Origin of the sequence: Flavobacterium sp. S87F.05.LMB.W.Kidney.N (genome assembly GCF_004366435.1) — a bacterium.
Lineage (GTDB): Bacteria > Bacteroidota > Bacteroidia > Flavobacteriales > Flavobacteriaceae > Flavobacterium.
The window spans coordinates 724,888-747,750 of the sequence record NZ_SODX01000003.1; the positions used below are offsets into that span (position 1 = coordinate 724,888).

A 22,863-nucleotide genomic window follows, 5' to 3' on the forward strand; every position below is an offset into this window, starting at 1 on the left:
CACTCAGCCTGACAGTATTGGGTTAAAAAATAAGGTTCTGAGATCTTAGTAACTTAGCATCTCAGAACCTTAGTATCTTTTTTAAGCTAGAGCTAACTCAATCGCATTGGTGAATAAATCTTCTAGTGAAATTCCGGCTGCTTTTGATTGCTGCGGAATCAAACTTTCTGTCGTTAAACCTGGAATAGTATTCATTTCCAGCATGTACGGTTCGTTGTCTACGATGATAAATTCGCTTCGGGAGAAACCTTTCATCTTTAAAACTTCGTAAGCACGTTTTGCTATTTCGCCTACTTTTTGAGTCAACTCATCAGAAATTCTTGCAGGTGTTATTTCTTGCGATTTTCCTTCGTATTTAGCTTCGTAATCAAAGAAATCATTTTCTGAAACGATTTCAGTCATTGGTAAAACTTTAATTTCACCTTTATAATTAATTACGCCCACAGAAACTTCAGTTCCGTCAAGGAAACTTTCTATGATGATTTCATTGTCTTCTTTGTACGCCACTTCGATTGCAATTGGCAGTTCAGCTTCGGTTTTTACTTTAGAAATTCCAAAACTTGAACCTGCTTTGTTTGGTTTAACGAAACATGGAAGTCCAACTTTTTTAACAATTTCAGCTGTATTGATTTCGTCTCCCTTGTTCAAATAATAAGAGATTGCCGTTTTGATTCCGTATGGTTTTAAAACCGATAATAAATCTCTTTTATTGAATGTAAGTGCAGATTGGTAATAATCGCAAGAAGATTGCGGCATGCCGATTAATTCGAAATATGCCTGCATTAATCCGTCTTCGCCTGGAGTTCCGTGAATTGCGTTGAAAACACAATCAAAAGTGATTTTTTCTCCGTTTACTGTTACTGAAAAGTCATTTTTATCGATTGGGAATTCGGCATCATTTTGGTCTACATAAACCCATTTTTCTTTGAAAATGTGAATTCGAAATCCGTTGTATTTTGTTTTATCAAGATATTGGTATACAACGTTTCCGCTGATCAGCGAAATTTTGTATTCGCTTGAATATCCGCCCATGATGATGGCAATGTTTTTCATTTTATTGTTTATTTGTTTAATCGTTTTGTTATTTAATCGATTTTATTGTTTTTGTTTCTAATTGTACTAATTTTTACGAATTATGTTTGTTCGTTATATTTGTCAGACTGAGCGAAGTCGAAGTCCCCGCAAAGTAATTCGGCAAACGGGACTTCGACTTCGCTTAGTCAAACAATTTCTTGCATTCTTGTTTTAAACAAAATTATCATTTTTTTTGAAACGAAATACTTTATCTTTGTCGCTATTAAAAATAAATTTATGAGTTTACGTCAGTATTTAACAAGCCGAGTTTTTTTCTTGCAATTGCTTGCGGCCGCAGCTATCATTGCGGTTATTGGTTATTTATTTATGCATTGGTTGACTTTTACAACTGATCACGGACATGAAATAGCTGTTCCGAATTTGTCTAAACTGACTGAGGAACAAGTAGAAGAGAAATTGGATGAACTGGATTTAGACTACGTACTGCTGGACAGTGTTGATTACAGAAGTGAATTCCCAAAATATAGTGTTGTTGAGCAGGATCCGCTGCCGGGAACTAAAGTAAAAGTGGGAAGAAAAATTTATATTAAGATTAATGCTTCAGGCTTTTCTTCTGTTAAAATTCCTGATTTGATAGAGAAAACGTATCGTGAAGCAGTTCCGACTTTAAAAGCTTTAGGACTTGAGCCAGGAACGATTACTTATATTCCGAATCTTGGAAAAGATATGGTATTGGAAATGCGTTTAAAAGGCAGAAATTTAAAAGTAGGAGACCGCGTATTGAAAGCGTCTAAAATCGATTTGGTTTTAGGCGACGGAAAAGCAAGTTATGTAGATGAAAGTCAGGCAGACAGTACAGCAACTGAGCCTGCAGAAACCCCACAAGATGAACAATAATATTGAAGAAAATTTAGATCTGGAAGACGAATTATTTGAGCATTACAGATTTGAAGTGCCTAAAGGTCAGGCGTTTTTGCGTATTGACAAATATTTAATGAATTTGATTCAGAATGCTACGCGCAACAAGATCCAGAACGCAGCAACTGAAGGAAACATTTTTGTAAATGATATTCCGGTAAAATCAAATTATAAAGTAAAACCTTTTGATGTGATTACGGTTATGTTATCGCATCCGCCGTTTGAAAATCATATTCTTCCTGAAGATATTCCGCTGAATATTGTTTATGAAGATGATGCTCTTTTATTGATCAATAAGGAGCCGGGAATGGTTGTACACCCAGGTCACGGAAATTACACCGGAACTTTGGTAAATGCCTTGGCACATCATTTTGATAATCTGCCAATGAATAGCAGTGAACGTCCAGGTTTGGTGCACCGTATTGATAAAGATACTTCTGGTCTTTTGGTTGTGGCTAAAACAGAAGCTGCAATGACACATTTAGCAAAACAATTTGAAGCTAAAACGACTGAACGTGAATATATTGCCCTTGTATGGGGAAATGTTGTGGCTGAAAGCGGTACCATTGAAGGAAATCTGGCAAGACACTTAAAAGACCGCATGCAAATGGCGGTTTTTGACGATCCAGAAATTGGGAAACCGGCGATTACGCATTATAAAGTTTTGGAGCGTTTTGGTTACGTAACTTTGATTTCTTGTAAACTGGAAACTGGAAGAACGCATCAAATTCGTGCGCACATGAAACACATCGGACATCCGTTGTTTAATGATGAGCGTTATGGAGGGCATTTGATTTTGAAAGGAACGACTTTTACAAAATACAAACAGTTTATCGAAAATTGTTTTAAAGCTTTGCCACGTCAGGCGCTGCATGCCAAAACTCTTGGATTTGTTCATCCTAATACTGGCGAATTAATGCGTTTTGATACAGAATTGCCACAGGATTTTCAAGATTGTATCGAAAAGTGGCGTAATTATGTGAAGTCGCATAATGTTGAGGATGAAGATGCTTAATTAGATAAATTAGGGAATTTGTCAATTAGATAATTAGATAATTTTTCCTTAACTAAATGAAATAGAAAAAGCTCCTTTTCGGAGCTTTTTTCGTTTTACCATTCCAATATTCTGTAGAGGCGCACAGCAGTGCGTCTCCTCAACGAATATTCACAATGTGTTAGACGCACTGCGGTGCTTCTCTACAGTTATGCTTTATGTTATTAATTTAATTCTTAAAGAGATTTAATTTTTAAACCAGTTATTTTTACTTCACCGTTGGTTATAAAACCTAGTTTTCCTTTTTGGTTTAAATTGCTTTTTTCAAGAGAACATTCTAAAGAAGTTTTGTTGTCTACAGAAAAGAATAATTGATTGTTTTTGACTTTAATTTTTACGGAATACCATTTGTTATTTTCTAATTCCATTGGTTTTTTAAACAACGTTTTTCCGCCTCGTTTACCATACGAATCGTCTTTTTTATCATAAATTCCATCGCCAATTACTATGTTTTGATCTATTTGGTACAAGTATGTTCTAATGTATTTTCCTTTATCCAAATTAAGCATTATTTCAAATAAAGATTCTCCTGTCATATTGACTTTTAAATCAATTTCATAATTCTCTGGAAGCTGTTTTTTCGAAACCAAGACTCCCCAAGGAGAAAGAGAACCATTTCCTGTAAGAGTGTCTTTTTTTAGAATCCATTCTTTAGAATTAATCGTCCAATCTGATTTTAGTTCTTTTGAATTGTTTAAAGTATATTCTTTTTTTACTGTTGAAATCGTGCTCGAGCAAGAAATGAATAACAGCTGTAAAATAAGAATTGATGCAATTTTAATTTTCATTTAATTTAATTCTGAGTGGTATTTTATTTTTCCGATTGATCCTGTTTCAGCTGGCAGAAGTTCGAAGACAGAAGTAGGGGCAAGGCCTTTTTCGATTCGGTGAGAAACGTAAATGATGCTTACATTAGTTTCCTGTTTAATAGTGTTGATTAATTGAATTACCAAATCTACATTTTCGTCGTCTAAACCTTCAACTGGTTCGTCTAAAATTAATAAAGGCGGATGTTTTAAAACGGCGCGGACAATTAAAGCCACACGCTGCTGTCCAACAGAAAGATCAATAAAACGTTTTTTACGCAAATGTGACATTTCTATCACTTCAAGCCATTGCGTTACAATTTGCTTTTGATGTGTTGTTGGTTCCGTATAAAGTCCTATCTGGTCAAAGAACCCAGATAAAATCATTTGTTCTAAAGTGTGGCTTTTTTGAAATAAATCGGTCATCGAAGTTGCGAAGATTCCAATTTGTTTTTTAATATCCCAAACACTTTCGCCAGTTCCTTTTTTTCTGCCAAACAAAAATAAATTCTGCCCAAAACCTTTTGGATTATCGCCTGTAATTAAGGATAAAATAGTGCTTTTTCCAGAACCGTTAGGACCAATTAACTGCCAAAATTCGCCTTGTTTTACGGTCCACGAAATGTTATTTATAATTTTACGTTCCTCGTAACTTACAGAAACATCTTCTAGTTTAATTAATACACTTTCGTGAAAGTCATGAGGTTCTAAAGCTTTTGGAATTGCTGCTGTATTTAAAGTTTTAAAGTGGTTTTCGGTTTTTACTAAAGGATGTAATTCGAAAGTATTGTCTTTTATTAACGCTTTATTTGGAACAAAATCTAATACGTCAACAGTACGGTTTAAAATTTGAATAATAGCGATTTCGGTTGTGAGATCTTTTAAAGAATCAGCGAGGATTACTCTTGAAGGCTGATCTAAATGATCAAACGGATTATCAAAAATGATAAAATCGGGTTTTTGTTCAATGCAGTAACGTAAAAACTCTTTTTTGCGTTCTCCGGAAGAAAAGGTTTTTAATTGTCTATTTGATGTTTTTGAAGCTTCAACGCTGTCGTATTGAAACTCTTTTTCTATGAATTTCTCGATTGCAATATCAGAGAACAGAATTCCTTTTTGGTTATTAAAAACCGCTAATTCTCCTTTTGCTTCACCGTTTAAAATATTGTCTATAAATGCTTTTTTATTTACCTGATTTGATAAAAGTATATCCCAATGCTGCATGGTGTATTTTTAGTATTATTTATTCTCTTTTAATGCCATTTCACGATCGTTTCTCGACCATTCGCTCCAAGAACCTACATATAATTTCGGAATGGGAAGTCCAGCGTAGTCCATTGCTAATAAAGTGTGACAGGCTGTAACGCCAGATCCGCAATGTACGATTGTATTTTCGGTTTTTTTATCTCCAATTATAGCTTTGTATTTTTTGGCTAATTCTTCAGGAGATTTGAAAAATCCGTTTTCGTCTAAATTTTCAGTCAGCGGTACATTTATAGCTCCAGGGATATGTCCCGCAATTAGATCTAAAGGTTCTATGAGTCCGTCAAATCTGTTTTTGTCTCGAACATCAATTACAATATTTTGATCGTTTTTACAGGCTTTTTCGACTTCTTCTATATCTGCTAATGGTAATTTCCATTTTTGAACATGATAAGTTGTTTTATCAAAAATCTCAATTCCAGAACTGGTAGGGAAATCAGATTGAATTGCAGACTGAAAACCGCCATTTAAAACCTGAATTTTTTCATGTCCGACAGCGCGCATCATCCACCAGAATCGGGCTGCGAAATTTGAGCCATTCTTATCATCATAAACTATAACATGGTCTGAAGATGAAATTCCGATAGCAGAAAGCGTTTCAGCAAATTCTTTCACAGTTGGAAGAGGATGACGTCCGCCGTTTGCTGGATTTTCAGTCACGGCTGCTAAATCTCGATTTAAGTCTACAAATCGCGCTCCTTTTAAATGTTCTTTTTGATAGATTTCAAAAGCGTTTGCGCCCGTTCGCGCATCAATTAAAATGATTTCTGAAAGATTTAATTGAATTAATTCTTCTGCTGTAATTAACGGAGAAATTGAATTAGACATTTTGTTTTATTTTTTTGAATTTCCGAGCCAAAGCAATGCATTCAATATTAACTGGCTTTGTGTTTTATTTTCAAAAGTATAAGATAAGGTTTTGTTTGTACCGCCTTCATAATCAATATCATTGTGCCCCATATTTACGTACAGCATTTTATATTTTTTATTCGTCCATACAACTGGATAGTAACCGCTGTGCCAAATTTCATGTGCTTTTGGACCAGTTCCTAATGGAAAGCTGGATTCGTCAATTGCGACTAAAATTTCGATGTCTGGATTTTTCGTCAAGTCATTAGACCATCGATACCATTCGTTTGGTGCAGAGGTAAAAGTCTTTGGCAGATTTTTGGTGACAGGATGCTGATTTTCAACTCTAAGAACTGCCGAAGTCGGTTTCCAGGTGTTGCTTCCATATTCGCCGGATCCTAAGAAAGTATTATGATACCAATTCCAATCCTGATTATAACTCGAATCATTTAAAGCAAATGCTGAAAAATGAAATCCGATGAAACCTCCGCCATTTTCCATGTATTTTTGAAAAGCTTCACGTTGTTCTTTCTTTTCTGGTCGCGTGTCTAAAAACAAAACCACTTGATATTTAGCTAAAAACTTAGCATTCAAATTGTCCCAATTGCTGGTGGAATCGTATTGAAAATGATTTTCTGACGCTAATTTTGGAAAATATTTATTGGCTTCATGAACAAAGCTAATATGTGCCTGATCGTTTTTTGCGGTATAAAAAGCAATTACTTTAAATTTTGGATTTTCTTTTTTGCTTTGAGAAAAACCAAAGAAAGAAATTGTTAGAACAAAAAATAAAATAATTCTTTTAAAAATGCCCATCGAATTTTGATTGAAAAATGACATGAGTATTAACTAGGAATTTTTTCGATCAAAATCTCATTCTCAGATTTGTCAAAATAAGTACAAGTCATTTCAATAATGTCTACACGCCATTTTGCAATACCACATTGTGCGCAATGTTTGCAGAATGTCATATAGTCTGTTTCACCGTGCTGATGTTTTACTAAGAATTCGATAAAAAGTTCTTTGTTCGGAAAATCAGCCACTTTTATTTCAGGATATTTTTCCTCAGCTTCGGCTGTATAATTGTTTAAGCCGTAATAGACAACGCTTCCGTCGTGCACGTAAGTGTCGTATCCTTTTACGCCTAAGATGATTAAATCTTGTATATAATTTGGAAAATCAGCTCCAGTTTTCACTTTTGCATGAGCTTCTTTTATTTGTTCAATTGTAAACATAATTTTAGTTTTTAAGTTAGATTTTTTGCCACGAATTACACCAATTCACATGAATTTATTTTTTAGTTTGATGCAAATTAAAATTAGTGCAAATTCGGGTAATTTGTGGCAGACAAAAAGTTATTGTTTCAAAAATACGATTAATGGTTTTATAAATGAATCAAAAGATTCGATATGCGGTAAATGTCCTGTATTTGGGACTTCAACCAATTTTGAGTTCGGAATTGCTTGCTGCGTTTTTTTACCCAATTCAGCATAATTTCCCATTGTTTTTTGGACTTCTGCGGAAACCAAAGGTTTTCCTAAAGCCGTTTTATCTCTCGTTCCAATAATTAAAAGCGTCGGGCTTTTGATGTTTTTAAATTCATACAAAACAGGCTGTGTAAAAATCATATCGTATAAAAGTGCAGAATTCCACGCCACGCGGTCATAATTTGGAGCTGTTGTCCATCCCGCGCCGAGTTCTGCCCATTTCTGGTAATCTGCATTCCACTTTCCATCATAATAATTAGCCATTTGATATTTTTTGATGGCTTCATAATTTTGTTTCAATTCAGACTCGTACCACCAATCTACAGGTTTGTAAGGAACGACTAATTTCCAATCTTCTAAACCAATTGGATTTTCCAAAACTAGTTTTTCTGTAGTTTCAGGATACATTAGCGCAAAACGTGTTGCCAGCATTCCGCCCATAGAATGACCTAAAATGGTTGTTTTTTCAATTCCCAAATGATCTAAAAGTTTCTTGGTATTTTGAGCTAACTGCTGAAAAGTATATTGAAAATTATCAGGTTTTGTCGATTTTCCAAAACCAATCTGGTCGGGTACAATCACTCTAAAACCTTCTTTTGTCAATGCCTTTATGGTAGTTTCCCAATAAGCTCCATTGAAATTTTTTCCGTGAAGCAGTACAATATTTTTATTGTTATAATTATTTGGTTTAATGTCCATATAAGCAATTTTAAGTGCTTGACGCTGATTACTTAATTCTAAAAATTGGACAGGAAACGGATATTCATAATTCGTTAAATTAATGTCTAACTGTTTGATTTTCTGTTCTTGTGCCAAACTAAAAAACGGCAGTAAAAGTATGAGGAGTTTTAAAGTTTTCATGTAAAAATGGTTTTTTATTAAGGATTATAAAATTACCGCTATGCATTTTTAAAACCAAAAAATCTACTCTTAAAGTTATGGGAAAAAACCGATTGAGTTAAAAATTAAGCCATTAAAGCAATAATTTGGTGAATGACTTCTAAAGATTATTTCAGATTATTTTTGATCTAGATTTTTTAGATCATTGTTTTTTAAAGTTACAACACGCTGTGGATACGGAATGTCGATATTGTTTTCATCAAATCTTTTTTTAATGCTCTGCAGTAAATCGCAGTACATTACAAATCCGTCAGTAGAGTTTTTTGCCCAAGCCCACGCTTTTAGGTTTACACTAGAATCGGCCAATGCGACAACACGTGCTATAACAAGGGGAGTTTTTTGCTTTTTGGCTTCTGCTGTTCGGGTATCAATAAAAAGAGGATGTTTGGCGATTTCATCTTTTATGATTTCCAATGCTTTTTCGATATCAGAATCATAACCAATTCCGATTTCGATTATTTTACAGCATTTTGTATCGTGCATATTGGTATTCACAATAATTTGATTGCTGATAACTGAGTTAGGAATAATAATTCTATTGTTTTCGGCATCTTTTAGAACGACTTGTCTCAAATTGATATCTTCAACAGTACCTATAAAATTATTTATGGTGATTTTATCATTGATTTTAAACGGTTTAAAAATGACTAAAAATATGCCGCTGACAATATTACTCAAAGCTTGCTGAGAAGCCAAACCTGCAACTAGAGAAATAACTCCGGCACCTGCTAAAAAAGAATGTCCAATGATTTTAAATTCAGGAATTTGGATTAAGGCAAAGGCAAACCCAAGTATGTAAATTAGCGTTATAATTAAGTGTTTTAAGAATTTAAAGCCAGTGGCATCATATTCTTTATTTGTTTCCTTCTTGTACAAAAGATAACGAAGCACTCGATCTGTAATCGCGCCAAGAATGATTGTGATAATGATTATTATAGTTATAAAAATACCGATTCGGAAGTCCTTAAAATAATCGATCATAAATTTTAATTTTGAGAAAAAAAATCCAAAAAACAGATATTCAAATATCGTTTTTTGGATTATAAAGTTAAGATAAATACACTTTATTTTTAAAGTCCAACAAAATCATCGCTTTTTGGAAAAATACTCAGCGCTTGAACTGCAATTTCTGGAGTTGGAGAAGCTAATTTTCGTAGTTTGGTGTCCATCCAGGCTCCGTCTACAGTAATTGTTGCGCAAAGGGTATCGTCTTCTCTTCTAAATTCGTGAATAATCGACCAGCGAGAAGCATCGGCTTTCATTTTTGAAGTTTTGGTATGAATGAATATTTTGTCAGAAAGTTTTAATTCTTTTCTAAAAACGCATTCTTCTCTAAATAAAACAGGACCAAAACCTTGTGTCTGCATTACTTTTAATGTTAACCCAAGTTCTTCAAGGATTTCAATACGATGCTGCGCGCCAAAATCGTAATAAGCACTGTGACGAACGTGAAAGTTTGGGTCAAGATCTGACCAGCGGAAAGATATTTCTTTTACAAATGAAGCCATTTTATAGTTGTAATTTTGATGAGAAATCGAAATTACGAATAAAAAATAAAAGAATATTATAAAATTACTATGCGTGCATATTTTTTTATTGTTTTCCAATTTCATTAGATATTAGAAAACAAATTTTTTATGCTCTTTCAACTAAACAGTTATAACAGCCTGGTCTTGCATTGTGAATATGTATGTAATCTATTTTTTCGTTTCCGAAAGTTTTAATAATATGCTCTTTTAGAATGTTTCCTTCAATTACAGATGCTTCTTTCATTATGCCATTTTTGTCATAACCACGCAACGAAAGTAATCTATGATTAAACAGTTGTGGAATCTGGTTGATTTCGAATGTTGGTGTAGAGTTTTTATTTCGTATAAAGATCGGTCCGCTTGCTTGATAAGGAGAAGTTGTTTTATGATGGTTGTATGGCAATAAAATAACTTCTTCCCCAATTTGTGCATCTTCTAGACTTATTCTGCAGGGAACCCCCGGGAATTTATCGACTATCATTTTAATTGCCCCGATTTTTTCTAGTTCTAGATTTGTTAATTCGAAGTAGCCTGAAAACTCTACATGATTTAAAGGCTTGATTTTAAAATTTGCTTCCATAATTTTTTTAAGCAAAAATCATGTTTGTTCGAATGAAAAAAAATCCAAATCTTGCTGTGTTTTTTTTACTTGATATATTTACGAGGCCATTCGCCCCAACTCATCTTCTAACTTATCAAAATTCTCTTCATTTTTATCGACAACATACGGTTTGAGTTTTTGGCATTCTTCTTCGGTTTCAAAAAGCATTTTAAACACAACTTTTGTCTGATTTTCGGCAACAGTTTCAAATGTGGTAAGAATCTGAAATAATGGTTTAGAATGACGTTTCCACGCTATAAGATTCGGTTTGTCTATTTTTATAAATTCGCATTCATTGGCATAATTTCCTGCTTCCGGACCGTGCATGATAAAGCTCCATTTGCCACCTTCGCAAAAATTAAATTCATTGAAAGTATTCGTAAAACCTTTTGGTCCCCACCAATTTTTCAAATGTTCGGGAGTACTCCAAGCTTTAAAAACCAGTTCCTGCGGGAAATTTAAAATTCGTGTCGTAACAATTTCGGAATCTGGTGTTGTCGAAAGAATATCTGAAGTCATTTCTGATGAGTTTTAAATTAAACAAAAACGGAGTGGGATAAAATTAGTATTAAATTTTTAATTAGTTGTTAATCTGTGTTCTATGTTAGATAGTTTCGAGATTATCCCATTCATATTCTATCTTGTTAACTTTTATGTAATAAGGAATTAATAATAAAATTTCGAGCCTTAGTGAAAAGTGACCATCTCCCATACTAAAAGGAATTATAAACATAGAAGCAATGCATATTGCGACACCACAAACGGCATCTAATTTTGCAATATTAATCGCATTTGGTTTTTCGAACCAAAGTGAATAGGCTGCAAATCCTTTTAAAAGCATAATCGCAATGATAAAAAGACCAGTTCCAGAGTATGCTGTGTTGCTTGAAAATCCATAAAGAGATAAATTTACATTTGGCACAAAAAGATTTGTAATAAGCGAGCCAACTGCAGCGACAGCTAAAAGCATAAAGATCCAGCAGAAAGTTTTAATCCACCAAGGTAATAATTTACGTCTTATTACCGGAGGTTTGTCAAATTCGTCAAATTGGCTTTGTAATTCTGAATTCATGTTTTGTGGTTTATAGTTATTGGTTAGGGAAAATTATATTATGCGTAAAACGATTAAAATCAAGATGGAGCTTTTTCTGTTTTTTTAGGATTTAGTTTTTTAACAATCAATGGCAAAGTAAGTCCTTGACCAATAAGAGTTAAAAGCACAACTGCTACAGAAATAAAGATAATAGCATTGCGTTCTGGAAACGGAGTTCCGTCTTCAAGAAATTTTGGAAGTCCAATTGCTATGGCAAGCGAAACAATTCCGCGCATTCCAGACCAGCTTAAAATTATACTGTTATTAAAATCGAGAAGTGCATGTTCGCTGATTTTCCTTTTTCCTTTTCCGTTTTGAAATGCTTTTTGAAGATTGATTTTTTGAAGAAATATCCTTGCCATTCTAATTAACAAAGCTACAACTGTTATAATTGCAGCATATCCAATATAAGGCAAAACCATTCCTTCGTCAATATCTTTTAAAATGTAGCGAAAGTTAAGTCCGATTAAGATGAAGATTAATCCGTTTAGAAGAAAAATAATAATGTCCCAAAGACTTTTAGATTGGTTTTTTAGACTTTCGGGGAAAATTTTATTGCTGAAACGAGCAATTGCTAACCCTAAAATTACAACTGCAATTACACCAGAAACATGCAGATGTTCAGCAACTAAATACGCCACAAACGGCATTAAAAGCATGAAACTTATCGTTACGTTTACGTTTTTATGAACTCTGTTTAAAATAAAAGCCAGGATTTTTGCCATGACAAAACCAACTAAAAATCCACCTCCGAGTAAAAATATAAATTCAAGGGTAGCTTTCCAGATTATAAAAGAAGATCCTAAAACTGCGGCAACTGCAAAACGGTACGCTACAAGTGCAGAAGCATCATTTATAAGACTTTCTCCTTCTAAAATTGTTAATGTTTTGTGCGACAATTTTAATCCTTTAGTAATGCTGATAGCGGCAACGGCATCTGTGGCCGAAAGTATTGCTCCTAATACAAAAGCAAGCGGCCAGGTCATTCCTGGAATCATTAAATAAGCAACAACGGCAATTCCCGCAGCGGTCATAAAAACCAATGAAACAGCCAAAGCTCCGATAGTGTTGATGTTGGTTTTGAAATCTTTTGGCGATATGTTAAAAGAAGCATCATATAATAATGGAGGCAGAAATATCAGGAAAATAATCTCGGGATTGATTTCGATTTCGGTCATTGTCGGAATAAAACCAATTGCAATTCCCACTATAACCAATAAAATAGGCTGAGGTAATTTTATTGTGTCGGCAAAGGCAGATAATCCTATGACAATGGCAAGTATGAATATAATGATGCTGTAATTCTCCATTTATATTATTTAGAAAAAAGGCTAATGTAAGTAATTCAGTATTTAATTAAAAATTATTCTGATTTGATAGTAACGAAAAGTAATTATAAAAATGATTGTCCTAGCCCCTATAGCAACGATATCCCTTTATGCCGGTTTCGAAGCTTTGGGAGGCATAAAAGATATAGCGGATAGCGGGAAATAGCTCCTTAATGCCTTAATAATGACATGAAAAAATATATCATGCCATGATTGTCAGGTTTGAAAAATGTCATGTTGTCAGATGATTTTTGTTGTGCCATTATTAAAACTGACAAATTACTTTGGTTTTTTATATTGGCATAAAGATTGACTTATGCCACCTGAGTTATGAAATTAAATCAAAAATTAAATATATAAAAAATGGGTAAAATAATCGGAATTGACTTAGGTACGACGAACTCTTGTGTTTCTGTAATGGAAGGTAACGAAGCAGTTGTTATCCCTAACGCAGAAGGAAAAAGAACTACACCATCTATCATCGCTTTTGTTGAAGGTGGCGAAATTAAAGTAGGTGATCCTGCAAAAAGACAAGCAGTAACGAATCCTACAAAAACGATTGCTTCTATTAAACGTTTTATGGGACACACTTTTGCTGAAACTCAAGATGAGGCAAAAAGAGTTCCTTACAGTGTTGTAAAAGGTGACAACAATACTCCACGTGTGGATATTGACGGTCGTTTATACACTGCTCAAGAATTGTCTGCAATGACACTTCAAAAAATGAAAAAAACTGCTGAAGACTATTTAGGTCAAACAGTAACTGAAGCGGTTATTACTGTTCCTGCTTACTTTAACGATGCGCAACGTCAAGCTACAAAAGAAGCTGGTGAAATCGCTGGTCTTAAAGTTATGCGTATCATCAACGAGCCAACTGCTGCTGCACTTGCTTACGGATTAGATAAAAAAGGAACTGATCAAAAAATTGCTGTTTACGATTTAGGTGGAGGTACTTTTGATATTTCTGTTCTTGAATTAGGAGATGGTGTATTTGAAGTATTATCTACTAATGGAGATACTCACTTAGGTGGTGATGATTTTGACCAAGTTATTATTGATTGGTTAGCTGACGAATTCAAATCTGAAGAAGGTATTGATTTACGTTTAGATCCAATGTCATTACAACGTTTAAAAGAAGCTGCTGAGAAAGCTAAGATTGAATTATCATCTTCTGCTGAAACAGAAATTAACTTACCATACGTAACTGCTACTGCTTCTGGACCAAAACACTTAGTAAAAAAATTATCTAGAGCTAAATTTGAGCAATTATCTGATACTTTAGTAAAACGTTCTATGGAACCAGTTGCTAAAGCATTAAAAGATGCAGGTTTATCTACATCTGATATCGACGAAGTAATCCTTGTAGGAGGTTCTACTCGTATGCCAAGAATCGCTGACGAAGTTGAAAAATTCTTCGGTAAAAAAGCATCTAAAGGTGTTAACCCTGATGAGGTTGTTGCTATTGGAGCTGCTATTCAAGGTGGAGTTTTATCTGGAGATGTAAAAGATGTATTGTTACTTGACGTAACGCCTCTTTCTTTAGGTATCGAAACTATGGGTGGTGTATTGACTAAATTAATCGAGTCTAACACAACTATCCCAACTAAAAAATCTCAAGTATTCTCTACTGCTGCTGATTCTCAACCATCTGTTGAAATCCACGTATTACAAGGAGAAAGAGCAATGGCTGCTGATAACAAAACTATCGGTCGTTTCCACTTAGATGGTATTCCACCAGCACCAAGAGGTGTTCCTCAAATCGAAGTAACTTTCGATATTGATGCTAATGGTATCATTAAAGTTTCTGCAACTGACAAAGGAACAGGAAAATCTCACGATATCCGTATCGAAGCTTCTTCTGGATTAACAGCTGAAGAAATCGAAAAAATGAAAAAAGACGCTGAAGCTAACGCTGATGCTGACAGAATTGCAAAAGAAAGAGCTGAGAAATTGAACGAAGCTGATAGTACTATTTTCCAAACTGAATCTCAATTGAAAGAGTTAGGAGATAAACTTACAGATGAGCACAAAACAGCTATCGAATATGCTTTAACTGAATTGAGAATGGCTCACCAATCTCAAGATCTTGATGCAATCCAAAAAGGATTAGACAATGTAAATGCAGCTTGGAAAACAGCTACAGAAGCAATGTACGCTCAAGGTGGAGAACAAGGTCAACAAGCTGCTCCACAACAAGAGCAGTCTTCTGGAGACAATGTTGAAGACGTTGAATTCGAAGAAGTAAAATAATTCTTCTTTAACAATAATGAAAAACCGAGTCAGAAATGACTCGGTTTTTTTTTAGCTGAATATTGTTGCCTAATTAAAACTAGTAAAAATATTACAATTTAAAATCTAGACAATTTATTAATCTTTATCAGCAAAATGACAAATGTCATTTCTTCTTCGAATTCTTTTTCGTAATATTACTATTGTAAATTTTTTTGAATGAGAAAGATTAAATACAAGAAAGGCCGCAAGCTGCAGCATATTACATTAGAGTATACAGGATCGCATAAAGAGCATGAAACCGAAATGCAACTTTTTGTTTATGATGATATTGACGTTGTAGAATATGATAAATTTACCGTTCAGGCTTTGAACTCTTGTTTTGATTATACCAAAAATAACTGGCTCAATGTTCACGGATTAAATGATATTAATCTCATTAAAACGATTGGAGCACATTTCAAAATCGATGATTTTCTTCTTGCTGATATTTTAAACACTACTAAAAGAACCAAGTTAGAAGAACAGCAGAATGTTTTATTTTTTAATATAAAGTCGCTTCTGCCTTCTGAATATTCAGATAATCTAAGTGTCGAACAAATTAGTTTTATTCTAAAAGATGGAATTCTGATTTCTTTTCAAGAAAAAAGGAGTGATTTCTTTACGCATATCCGCGAACGCCTTCGCACACATGCGGGAATCGTTAGAACTAAAAAAGTAGATTATCTTTTGTATTTGCTTTTAGATGCCGTAATGGAAAACTTTTACATTACAATTGAAGATGAAGAAGAGAAAATTGAGGAATTAATCAATCTAACCAAAAAAGGCGCCGATCCGGTTATTCTGGAAAAAATCGAAAATCATAGAGATAACTTTAATTTTTTAAAGCGGTCAATTGTACCACTTCGAGATTCTTTATATTATCTTAAAACAATTAAAGATGATGATGAAAATAACGGCCTTATTCAGAAAGAAACGTTTAATTTCTTTATCAGGCTTCACCAAAAAAGTTTAGAGCTTTTAGAACAAATTGAATCTGATATGAGCGCATTAGAAAGTGCTTCTAATTTTTATTTCTCAGAACAAAGTCGAAAAATGAACGAAATTATGAAAACTCTGACTATTATTTCGGCCATATTTATTCCGCTTACTTTCATTGTGGGAGTGTATGGAATGAACTTTGAAAACATGCCAGAACTTAAAACTCAAAATGGTTACTTCGTAGTTATGGGAGTCATGTTTTTACTGGTAATAGCCTTAATTTTCTATTTCAAAAAAAGACGCTGGTTTTAACGTTTGTTAGGGCTAAAACAATTTAAATTGTATTAAATTTGTTATTTAGAATAAATATAAATAAATCATGAGTAAAGCAATATATATAGCGACAAGTGATCAGAATAGTGGTAAATCGATCATTACGCTCGGTTTAATGAGTATTTTGATTGGGAAGACAGCTAAAGTAGGTTATTTTAGACCTATAATAGAAGATTTTGTTGATGGAGAAGTAGATAATCATATCGAAACTGTTTTGTCGTATTTTAACCTCGATATTCAGTTTGAAGATGCATTTGCCATCACGAAAAGCAAACTCATCAAAAAGAAGAATAAAGGAAAAATAGGAGAGGTATTAGATTTAATAATCGAAAAATACAAAAAGCTGGAAGAACGATTTGATTTCGTTTTAGTTGAAGGAACAAGCTTTACTGGAGAAGGAACTTCTATCGAATTAGATTTGAATGTTTTAATTGCGAAAAATCTCGGAATTCCAACAATAATTATTGGCTCAGGGGTTGGAAAGACTTTAGAAGAACTGGTTGATAGTTTGTATTTGGTTTATGATTCCTTTAAAATAAAAGAGGTTGAGGTTTTATCAGTTTTTGCTAATAAAGTACAGCCTGAAAATATAGAATTGGTTACCAAAAGTCTGCAGAAGAGTTTACCCTCGAATGTTCTCGTAAATACAATTCCTTTAATTTCAAGTTTGAACAATCCGACAATGCAGGAAATTGTAAACGAACTGCATGCTAAAGTTTTGTTTGGAGAAAATTACCTTAATAATGAAATTGGCCATTTTAGCGTTGGTGCCATGCAGCTTCATAATTATTTGGTTCATCTTAATGATAATGCTCTGGTGATTACTCCTGGAGATCGTTCGGATATTATTTTAGGCGCTTTACAAGCAAACGAATCGGCTAATTATCCAACGATATCAGGAATTATTCTAACTGGAAATATTGTTCCAGAAGAAAGTATTTTAAAACTTATTGAAGGACTTTCGGCAATTGTTCCGATCATTGCTGTCGATGGAGGGACTTATCATATTACCAATAAAATAGGTTCGATTAAATCTGAAATCTATGCCAATAACACGCATAAAATTGAAACTTCAATTACAACCTTCGAGAAATACGTTGATAACGAGGCTTTATCAGAAAGATTAATCACTTTTGAAGCAGAAGGCATGACGCCAAAAATGTTTCAATACAACATGGTTAAAAGAGCCAAGCAGCATCGAAAACATATTGTACTGCCAGAAGGAAATGATGATAGAATTATTACTGCAGCATCAAGATTACTAGATATGGATGTGGTTGATATTTCGATTATTGGTGATAAAAAACAAATTGAAAGTAAGGTAACAGAACTTGGTATTTCTCTGGATTTTTCAAAAGTAAACATTATCAATCCTATAGAATCTGAATTTTACGAAGATTACGCTAATACCTATTACGAGCTTAGAAAAGCTAAAAACGTAAGTATCACAATGGCAAGGGATTTAATGGAAGATGTTTCATATTTCGGAACGATGATGGTGTATAAAGGCCACGCAGACGGAATGGTTTCTGGTGCGGCTCACACAACACAGCATACTATACTTCCAGCACTTCAATTCATTAAAACTAAACCAAATTCATCTGTAGTTTCTTCTGTGTTTTTTATGTGCTTAGAAGACCGAGTTTCGGTGTTTGGAGATTGTGCCATTAATCCGAATCCAACAGCAGAACAATTGGCAGAAATAGCGATTTCATCAGCAGAATCAAGTGCCGCTTTCGGAATTGAACCAAAAATTGCAATGCTTTCGTATTCTTCTGGATCTTCAGGAAAAGGAGATGAAGTAGAAAAAGTAAGAACTGCAACTGAAATTGTAAAACAAAAACGCCCTGATTTAAAAATTGAAGGACCAATTCAATATGACGCAGCAGTTGATTTAAGTGTTGGGAAAAGCAAAATGCCAGACTCAGAAGTAGCAGGGCAGGCAAGTGTGCTTATTTTCCCAGATTTAAATACAGGAAATAATACTTATAAAGCTGTTCAAAGAGAAACCGGAGCTTTAGCAATTGGTCCAATGTTACAAGGTTTAAATAAACCTGTAAATGACTTGAGCCGTGGCTGTACGGTAGATGATATTATCAATACAGTTGTAATTACGGCTATTCAAGCGCAGGGAATGTAAATCAATTAAAAATTAAAAATTGAGAATTAAAAATTAAATAATATACTTAAAACTAAAAACCTTAGAAACTTAGCTTCTTAGAAACTTAGCAACTTAAAAAGAATGAAAATACTAATTATAAATTCAGGTAGTTCTTCAATTAAATATCAATTAATGGTCATGCCGACAAATGAAGTAATTTGCAGTGGTATGATTGATCGAATTGGTTTAGAAACTTCAAATATTACCTTTAAAACGGCTTCAAATTCGTATGAAGAAATATTGCCGATTCCAACGCATAAAGTAGGATTACAAAAGGTTGCAGATTTACTTTTGGATTCTGAAACCGGCGTAATCAAAACGACATCCGAAATTGCGGCAGTTGGACATAGAGTAGTTCACGGCGGAAGTTATTTCTCTGACACAACAATTATAACAGATGAAGTTAAAGAGAAAATTAAAGAACTTTCTGAATTAGCTCCGCTTCACAATCCTGCACATTTAGTTGGAATTAATGTTGCAGAAGAAATTTTTGCAGATGCTAAACAAGTGGCAGTTTTTGATACCGCTTTCCATCAGACAATTCCAGTTGAGGCACACAAATATGCTATTCCAAATTTCCTTTTGACAGAACATAAAGTCCGTGTGTATGGCTTTCATGGAACAAGTCATAAATATGTTTCAGAAAAGGCGATAAGTTATTTAGATAAGAATTCTAAGATAATTACCATTCACTTAGGAAATGGCTGTAGTATGACCGCTGTAAAAGACGGAAAAAGTATCGATACCACGATGGGATTTTCGCCATCAAATGGTTTAATTATGGGAACGCGCGCTGGTGATATAGATCAGTCCGTTATTTTTTATATGGTTAAAAGTTTGGGTTATACACTAGATGAGGTAAATTCGATTCTGTTGAAACAAAGCGGAATGCTGGGTTTAACGGGCTACAGCGATTTAAGGGATATTGAATCAAAAGCAGAGGAAGGAAATAAAGACTGTGAATTGGCTTTATTAATGAATGCCTACAGAATTAGAAAAACAATTGGTGCTTACTCCGCAGCTTTAAACGGATTGGATGCTATTGTTTTTACTGCCGGAATTGGAGAAAATTCTTCATTTATGCGCCAGCTAATCTGTACAGATATGGATTATTTCGGGATTCAAATTGACGCAGCAAAAAATCAAATTCGTTCTAAAGAATTGAGAGAAATCAATACAGCAGATTCAACTGTAAAAGTTTTGGTTGTTCCAACAGATGAAGAATATGAAATTGCAAATCAGGTTTATCAGTTACTAGAGAATTAAAAAACAAGATCAAATAATAAAAGAGCTTCTCAATAAGAGAAGCTTTTTGCATTTATAAATTAAATTTTTGTCAGTATCTTTGAAATAAAATCTGAATATCTTGAAATCGATACTTTTTAAATCAGTTTTCTTCTTTTTCATCGCTTTACAACTTCAAGCCCAAGAATTACTTCCTTTCGTCGAAAATTACAGTAAATCCGATTATCAGGGTGATAATCAAATCTGGAATGTAGCGCAGGGAAATGATGATGCTATGTATTTTGCAAACAACCATTATTTACTTCGTTACGATGGAGTGAAATGGGAAAAATATACACTTCCAAACAAAACCATTATTCGATCTATTTTGATTGAAGGAGATAAAATTTATTCGGGTTCTTATAAAGAATTTGGTTATTGGTATAGAAAAGACGGAACAATGCATTATGTTTCGATCACTAAAAATCTGAGATTATTTGATGAAAAAGATAACGAAGAAATTTGGAAAATCTTTAGATTCAATGGTTCGCTTTATTTTCAATCCTTCAATGATGTTTTTATTTATGATGGAAAAACGATTAAGAAAATTAAATTTCCTTTTCTTATCTCGTATTGTTTTGCTGTAGATAAAAATTTGTACGTAGCTTCTGTTAAGGATGGAATTTTTAGAATGAACGATAAGTATATTTCCAATCCAAAAGGCTGGAATGTTTTAAAGAAAACCGTTGTTCATGCCATAGAAAAGTATCAAAATAAAACCTACATATTTACGCAGAAAAGAGGTGTTTTTGTGGCGGATGATAATGGATTAAGAAGCTGGGATAATCCGATTAATGAAACTTTAAAATCAGCTACGATTAATGTGGCAAAATTTATAAAAGGAGAAAAATTAGTTATTGGAACGGGAAATCGAGGAATTATTATTTTGGATTTAAAAACCAATACGTATAAAAATATTGAGCGTGATAATGTTTTAATGAACAACTCGGTTTTAAGTCTAGGTTTTGATAAAGAAAATGACTTATGGCTGGGTTTAGACAATGGAATTGCTCATGTTGAAGTTAACTCGCCGATCTCTTTCTTTTATGATAATTCAGGAATCTTAGGATCTGTTTATGCTGTGGCAACAATTAATAAAGGTTATCTAATTGCTTCAAATCACGGTATTTTCGAATATAGTTCTGGAAAATTCAATATGATGCCCAACACGCAGGGGCAGGGATGGAATATTTCTCTTATAGACGGAAAATACATTATTGGACATAACGATGGAACTTTTTCATATGAAAATAATGTTTTAAAAAAAATAAACGGAGTTAGCGGCGGTTGGAATATGTCCAAAAGCAGTATTAACAATACTTATTTTCAATCGACTTACAGCGGTATTTTAGTTTATGATAATCCTGCGGATCTTTCACAATATAAAATTATAAAAGACCTTGCCAAACCAATAAAATATGTAGCGCAGAATAAAAAAAATGAAATCTGGGCAGCTGATAATTATCGAGGTTTGTATCGTGTTTTATTAGATGACAATTATAAAACGCTGAAAGTCGAAAATGTTACGCAGCAAAGCAAAATAAAAAATGATTTCGGAATCAAGATTTTTGAATTTAGAAAAGAAATACTTTTTCTCATTAATAACTCTTGGTATACTTACAATTCTATTTCCAATAAATTAGAAGAAAACGAATTATTCAATGCTAGTTTTAAAAATGTTACAGATGTTGTTTCTATAGATGAAGATCATTTTATGGTTTTGCAAAATGGAATTTTATATCACATTTACGCGGAAGGAAATAAATTTATCTGGAATATTATTCAGGAGAAATATTATAAAGGAAAACTGATAAATGAAAATTTAAGAATATTTAAGAATGACAATTATTATCTATTCAATCTTGATGACGGATTTATTTCTCTTAAACTCGAATATGAAAACAAACAAAATTCAAAAGTAGAAATTGAAGCTTTTAGTGATGATGCTTTAATTCCGAACGAATCAAAAATTAAATTCAATACAGAATTAAAAATTAATGTAATCTCTGGAATTTATGGAGCAAGCAAACCAAACCTGTTTTACAAACTCGATAAAGAAAAAGAATATATACCTATTTCTGATGGATCGATTGTTTTAAACAATTTAAACAGCGGTTATCATGCGGTAGAAATTTTTAAGCACGATGGATCAACTTATGATAAGGTTTCGTTTTATAAGTTTAAAGTAGCAGAACCCTGGTATTTTTCTTTTTGGATGATTCTTCTTTACTTGCTTGTTGTTAGTGCGGTTTTGTTTTTTTATTATAAATGGAATAAGCTTCGCTACATGCAAAAGTTAAAATTGCAGGCCGAAGAACTAAAACATCAACGAGAAATTCTCGAGATGGAATTGAAGAAAGAAAACGAACTCAACTTGCAGGAATACGAAAAGCATATTTTAGAACTTGAACTTCAAACAAAATCTTCTGAAGTGGCTGGTAAATCTTTGTCAATTGCCAAACAAACGGAAATGATTGATAAAATTCAAGAAATTCTAGACAAAGAAAAAGATTTTAGCAAACTCAAAAGTGAAATCAAAAAAGCTATTAAAATTAATGAGGTTAATAAGCACGAATGGGAAACATTTGAAACGAATTTAAATCAAATCCATAACGAGTTTATTATAAATCTTTCTAAAAAATATCCACACTTAACTCCAAAAGATATTAAGCTTTGTGTTTATCTCAAAATGAACCTCTCATCCAAGGAAATTGCACCAATGATGAATATCTCTTTTAGAGGTGTAGAATTGCATAGATATCGTCTAAGAAAGAAATTAAATCTGACTCAAGAAGAAAACCTGTCAAAGTTTTTATTAAGTCTGTAAGATTTGATTTTATTTTTTACAGAATTTATATTTTTACATACCTATTTTTACAGAATTCCAATACATCATTACTACATCATAACGTTATGTTAATGAATTTTATTTAACATTTAGTATGTTGATTATCATTATTATATGCTAATATTTTAACATAATGATGTAGCTGTGTTGTAGTGCTATTTGAT

20 protein-coding genes are annotated in these 22,863 nt (G+C 33.3%); 7 read left to right on the forward strand and 13 right to left on the reverse strand.

Features of this window, described 5'->3' with window-relative positions:
- Positions 1 to 81 precede the first annotated feature (81 nt).
- Positions 82 to 1,053, reverse strand: a complete 972-nt coding sequence (locus tag EDB96_RS12335) for a D-alanine--D-alanine ligase (protein WP_134141089.1) — start codon at positions 1,051 to 1,053, stop codon at positions 82 to 84.
- A gap of 258 nt (positions 1,054 to 1,311) precedes the next feature.
- Here EDB96_RS12335 and EDB96_RS12340 point away from each other — a divergent pair, with 258 nt between their 5' ends.
- A complete protein-coding gene (locus EDB96_RS12340) occupies positions 1,312 to 1,932 on the forward strand; it encodes a PASTA domain-containing protein (RefSeq protein WP_057118547.1) in 621 nt (206 codons plus the stop codon).
- Positions 1,922 to 2,968 carry an RluA family pseudouridine synthase gene (locus EDB96_RS12345; RefSeq protein ID WP_134141091.1) on the forward strand — a complete coding sequence of 349 codons (1,047 nt, stop codon included), beginning with the start codon at positions 1,922 to 1,924 and terminating at the stop codon, positions 2,966 to 2,968. The genes EDB96_RS12340 and EDB96_RS12345 overlap by 11 nt, the downstream gene beginning before the upstream one ends.
- A gap of 215 nt (positions 2,969 to 3,183) precedes the next feature.
- Here EDB96_RS12345 and EDB96_RS12350 read toward each other — a convergent pair whose 3' ends face one another.
- The 12 genes from EDB96_RS12350 to EDB96_RS12405 all read right to left on the reverse strand — a co-directional run bounded on the left by EDB96_RS12350 (position 3,184) and on the right by EDB96_RS12405 (position 12,845).
- Positions 3,184 to 3,795: a family 16 glycoside hydrolase gene (locus EDB96_RS12350; protein ID WP_134141093.1), complete on the reverse strand. Its 612-nt coding sequence runs from the start codon at positions 3,793 to 3,795 to the stop codon at positions 3,184 to 3,186.
- Positions 3,796 to 5,037 carry an ATP-binding cassette domain-containing protein gene (locus EDB96_RS12355; RefSeq protein ID WP_134141095.1) on the reverse strand — a complete coding sequence of 414 codons (1,242 nt, stop codon included), beginning with the start codon at positions 5,035 to 5,037 and terminating at the stop codon, positions 3,796 to 3,798. It lies immediately after the preceding gene.
- A gap of 15 nt (positions 5,038 to 5,052) precedes the next feature.
- On the reverse strand, positions 5,053 to 5,904 hold the full coding sequence (locus EDB96_RS12360; RefSeq protein WP_134141097.1) for a sulfurtransferase: 852 nt from the start codon (positions 5,902 to 5,904) through the stop codon (positions 5,053 to 5,055).
- 6 nt (positions 5,905 to 5,910) lie between these two features.
- Positions 5,911 to 6,741 (reverse strand): ThuA domain-containing protein, encoded by an 831-nt coding sequence (locus tag EDB96_RS12365; RefSeq protein WP_166669298.1) that lies wholly within the window; start codon positions 6,739 to 6,741, stop codon positions 5,911 to 5,913.
- 29 nt (positions 6,742 to 6,770) lie between these two features.
- A complete protein-coding gene (locus EDB96_RS12370) occupies positions 6,771 to 7,160 on the reverse strand; it encodes a DUF1398 domain-containing protein (protein WP_057118542.1) in 390 nt (129 codons plus the stop codon).
- 120 nt (positions 7,161 to 7,280) lie between these two features.
- Positions 7,281 to 8,273, reverse strand: coding sequence for an alpha/beta fold hydrolase (locus EDB96_RS12375; RefSeq protein ID WP_134141100.1), 993 nt, complete (start codon positions 8,271 to 8,273; stop codon positions 7,281 to 7,283).
- A 156-nt stretch (positions 8,274 to 8,429) separates the two neighbouring features.
- Complete coding sequence (locus tag EDB96_RS12380) at positions 8,430 to 9,293, reverse strand: mechanosensitive ion channel family protein (RefSeq protein ID WP_134141102.1); 864 nt, start codon at positions 9,291 to 9,293, stop codon at positions 8,430 to 8,432.
- 89 nt (positions 9,294 to 9,382) lie between these two features.
- Positions 9,383 to 9,820, reverse strand: coding sequence for an acyl-CoA thioesterase (locus tag EDB96_RS12385; protein WP_134141103.1), 438 nt, complete (start codon positions 9,818 to 9,820; stop codon positions 9,383 to 9,385).
- A gap of 127 nt (positions 9,821 to 9,947) precedes the next feature.
- Positions 9,948 to 10,421, reverse strand: coding sequence for a DUF1203 domain-containing protein (locus EDB96_RS12390; protein ID WP_134141104.1), 474 nt, complete (start codon positions 10,419 to 10,421; stop codon positions 9,948 to 9,950).
- Positions 10,422 to 10,499: 78 nt separating this feature from the next.
- Positions 10,500 to 10,961, reverse strand: a complete 462-nt coding sequence (locus EDB96_RS12395) for an SRPBCC family protein (protein ID WP_134141105.1) — start codon at positions 10,959 to 10,961, stop codon at positions 10,500 to 10,502.
- Between the two features lie 85 nt (positions 10,962 to 11,046).
- Positions 11,047 to 11,514, reverse strand: coding sequence for a hypothetical protein (locus EDB96_RS12400; RefSeq protein ID WP_134141107.1), 468 nt, complete (start codon positions 11,512 to 11,514; stop codon positions 11,047 to 11,049).
- A gap of 59 nt (positions 11,515 to 11,573) precedes the next feature.
- Positions 11,574 to 12,845 (reverse strand): Na+/H+ antiporter, encoded by a 1,272-nt coding sequence (locus EDB96_RS12405; RefSeq protein WP_057118535.1) that lies wholly within the window; start codon positions 12,843 to 12,845, stop codon positions 11,574 to 11,576.
- Between the two features lie 381 nt (positions 12,846 to 13,226).
- Between EDB96_RS12405 and dnaK the strand changes: the two genes are divergently transcribed.
- The 5 genes from dnaK to EDB96_RS12430 all read left to right on the forward strand — a co-directional run bounded on the left by dnaK (position 13,227) and on the right by EDB96_RS12430 (position 22,678).
- On the forward strand, positions 13,227 to 15,113 hold the full coding sequence (dnaK, locus tag EDB96_RS12410; protein WP_057118534.1) for a molecular chaperone DnaK: 1,887 nt from the start codon (positions 13,227 to 13,229) through the stop codon (positions 15,111 to 15,113).
- A gap of 198 nt (positions 15,114 to 15,311) precedes the next feature.
- The gene (gene corA / locus EDB96_RS12415) at positions 15,312 to 16,385 is read left to right on the forward strand and encodes a magnesium/cobalt transporter CorA (protein WP_057118508.1); all 1,074 of its coding nucleotides are present in this window, start codon (positions 15,312 to 15,314) and stop codon (positions 16,383 to 16,385) included.
- A gap of 67 nt (positions 16,386 to 16,452) precedes the next feature.
- Positions 16,453 to 18,546, forward strand: coding sequence for a phosphate acetyltransferase (gene pta, locus EDB96_RS12420; protein WP_057118507.1), 2,094 nt, complete (start codon positions 16,453 to 16,455; stop codon positions 18,544 to 18,546).
- Between the two features lie 102 nt (positions 18,547 to 18,648).
- Entirely contained in the window at positions 18,649 to 19,833 is a 1,185-nt protein-coding gene (locus EDB96_RS12425; protein ID WP_134141108.1) for an acetate/propionate family kinase, read from the forward strand.
- Positions 19,834 to 19,933: 100 nt separating this feature from the next.
- Entirely contained in the window at positions 19,934 to 22,678 is a 2,745-nt protein-coding gene (locus tag EDB96_RS12430) for a LuxR C-terminal-related transcriptional regulator (protein ID WP_134141109.1), read from the forward strand.
- Positions 22,679 to 22,863: the final 185 nt, after the last annotated feature.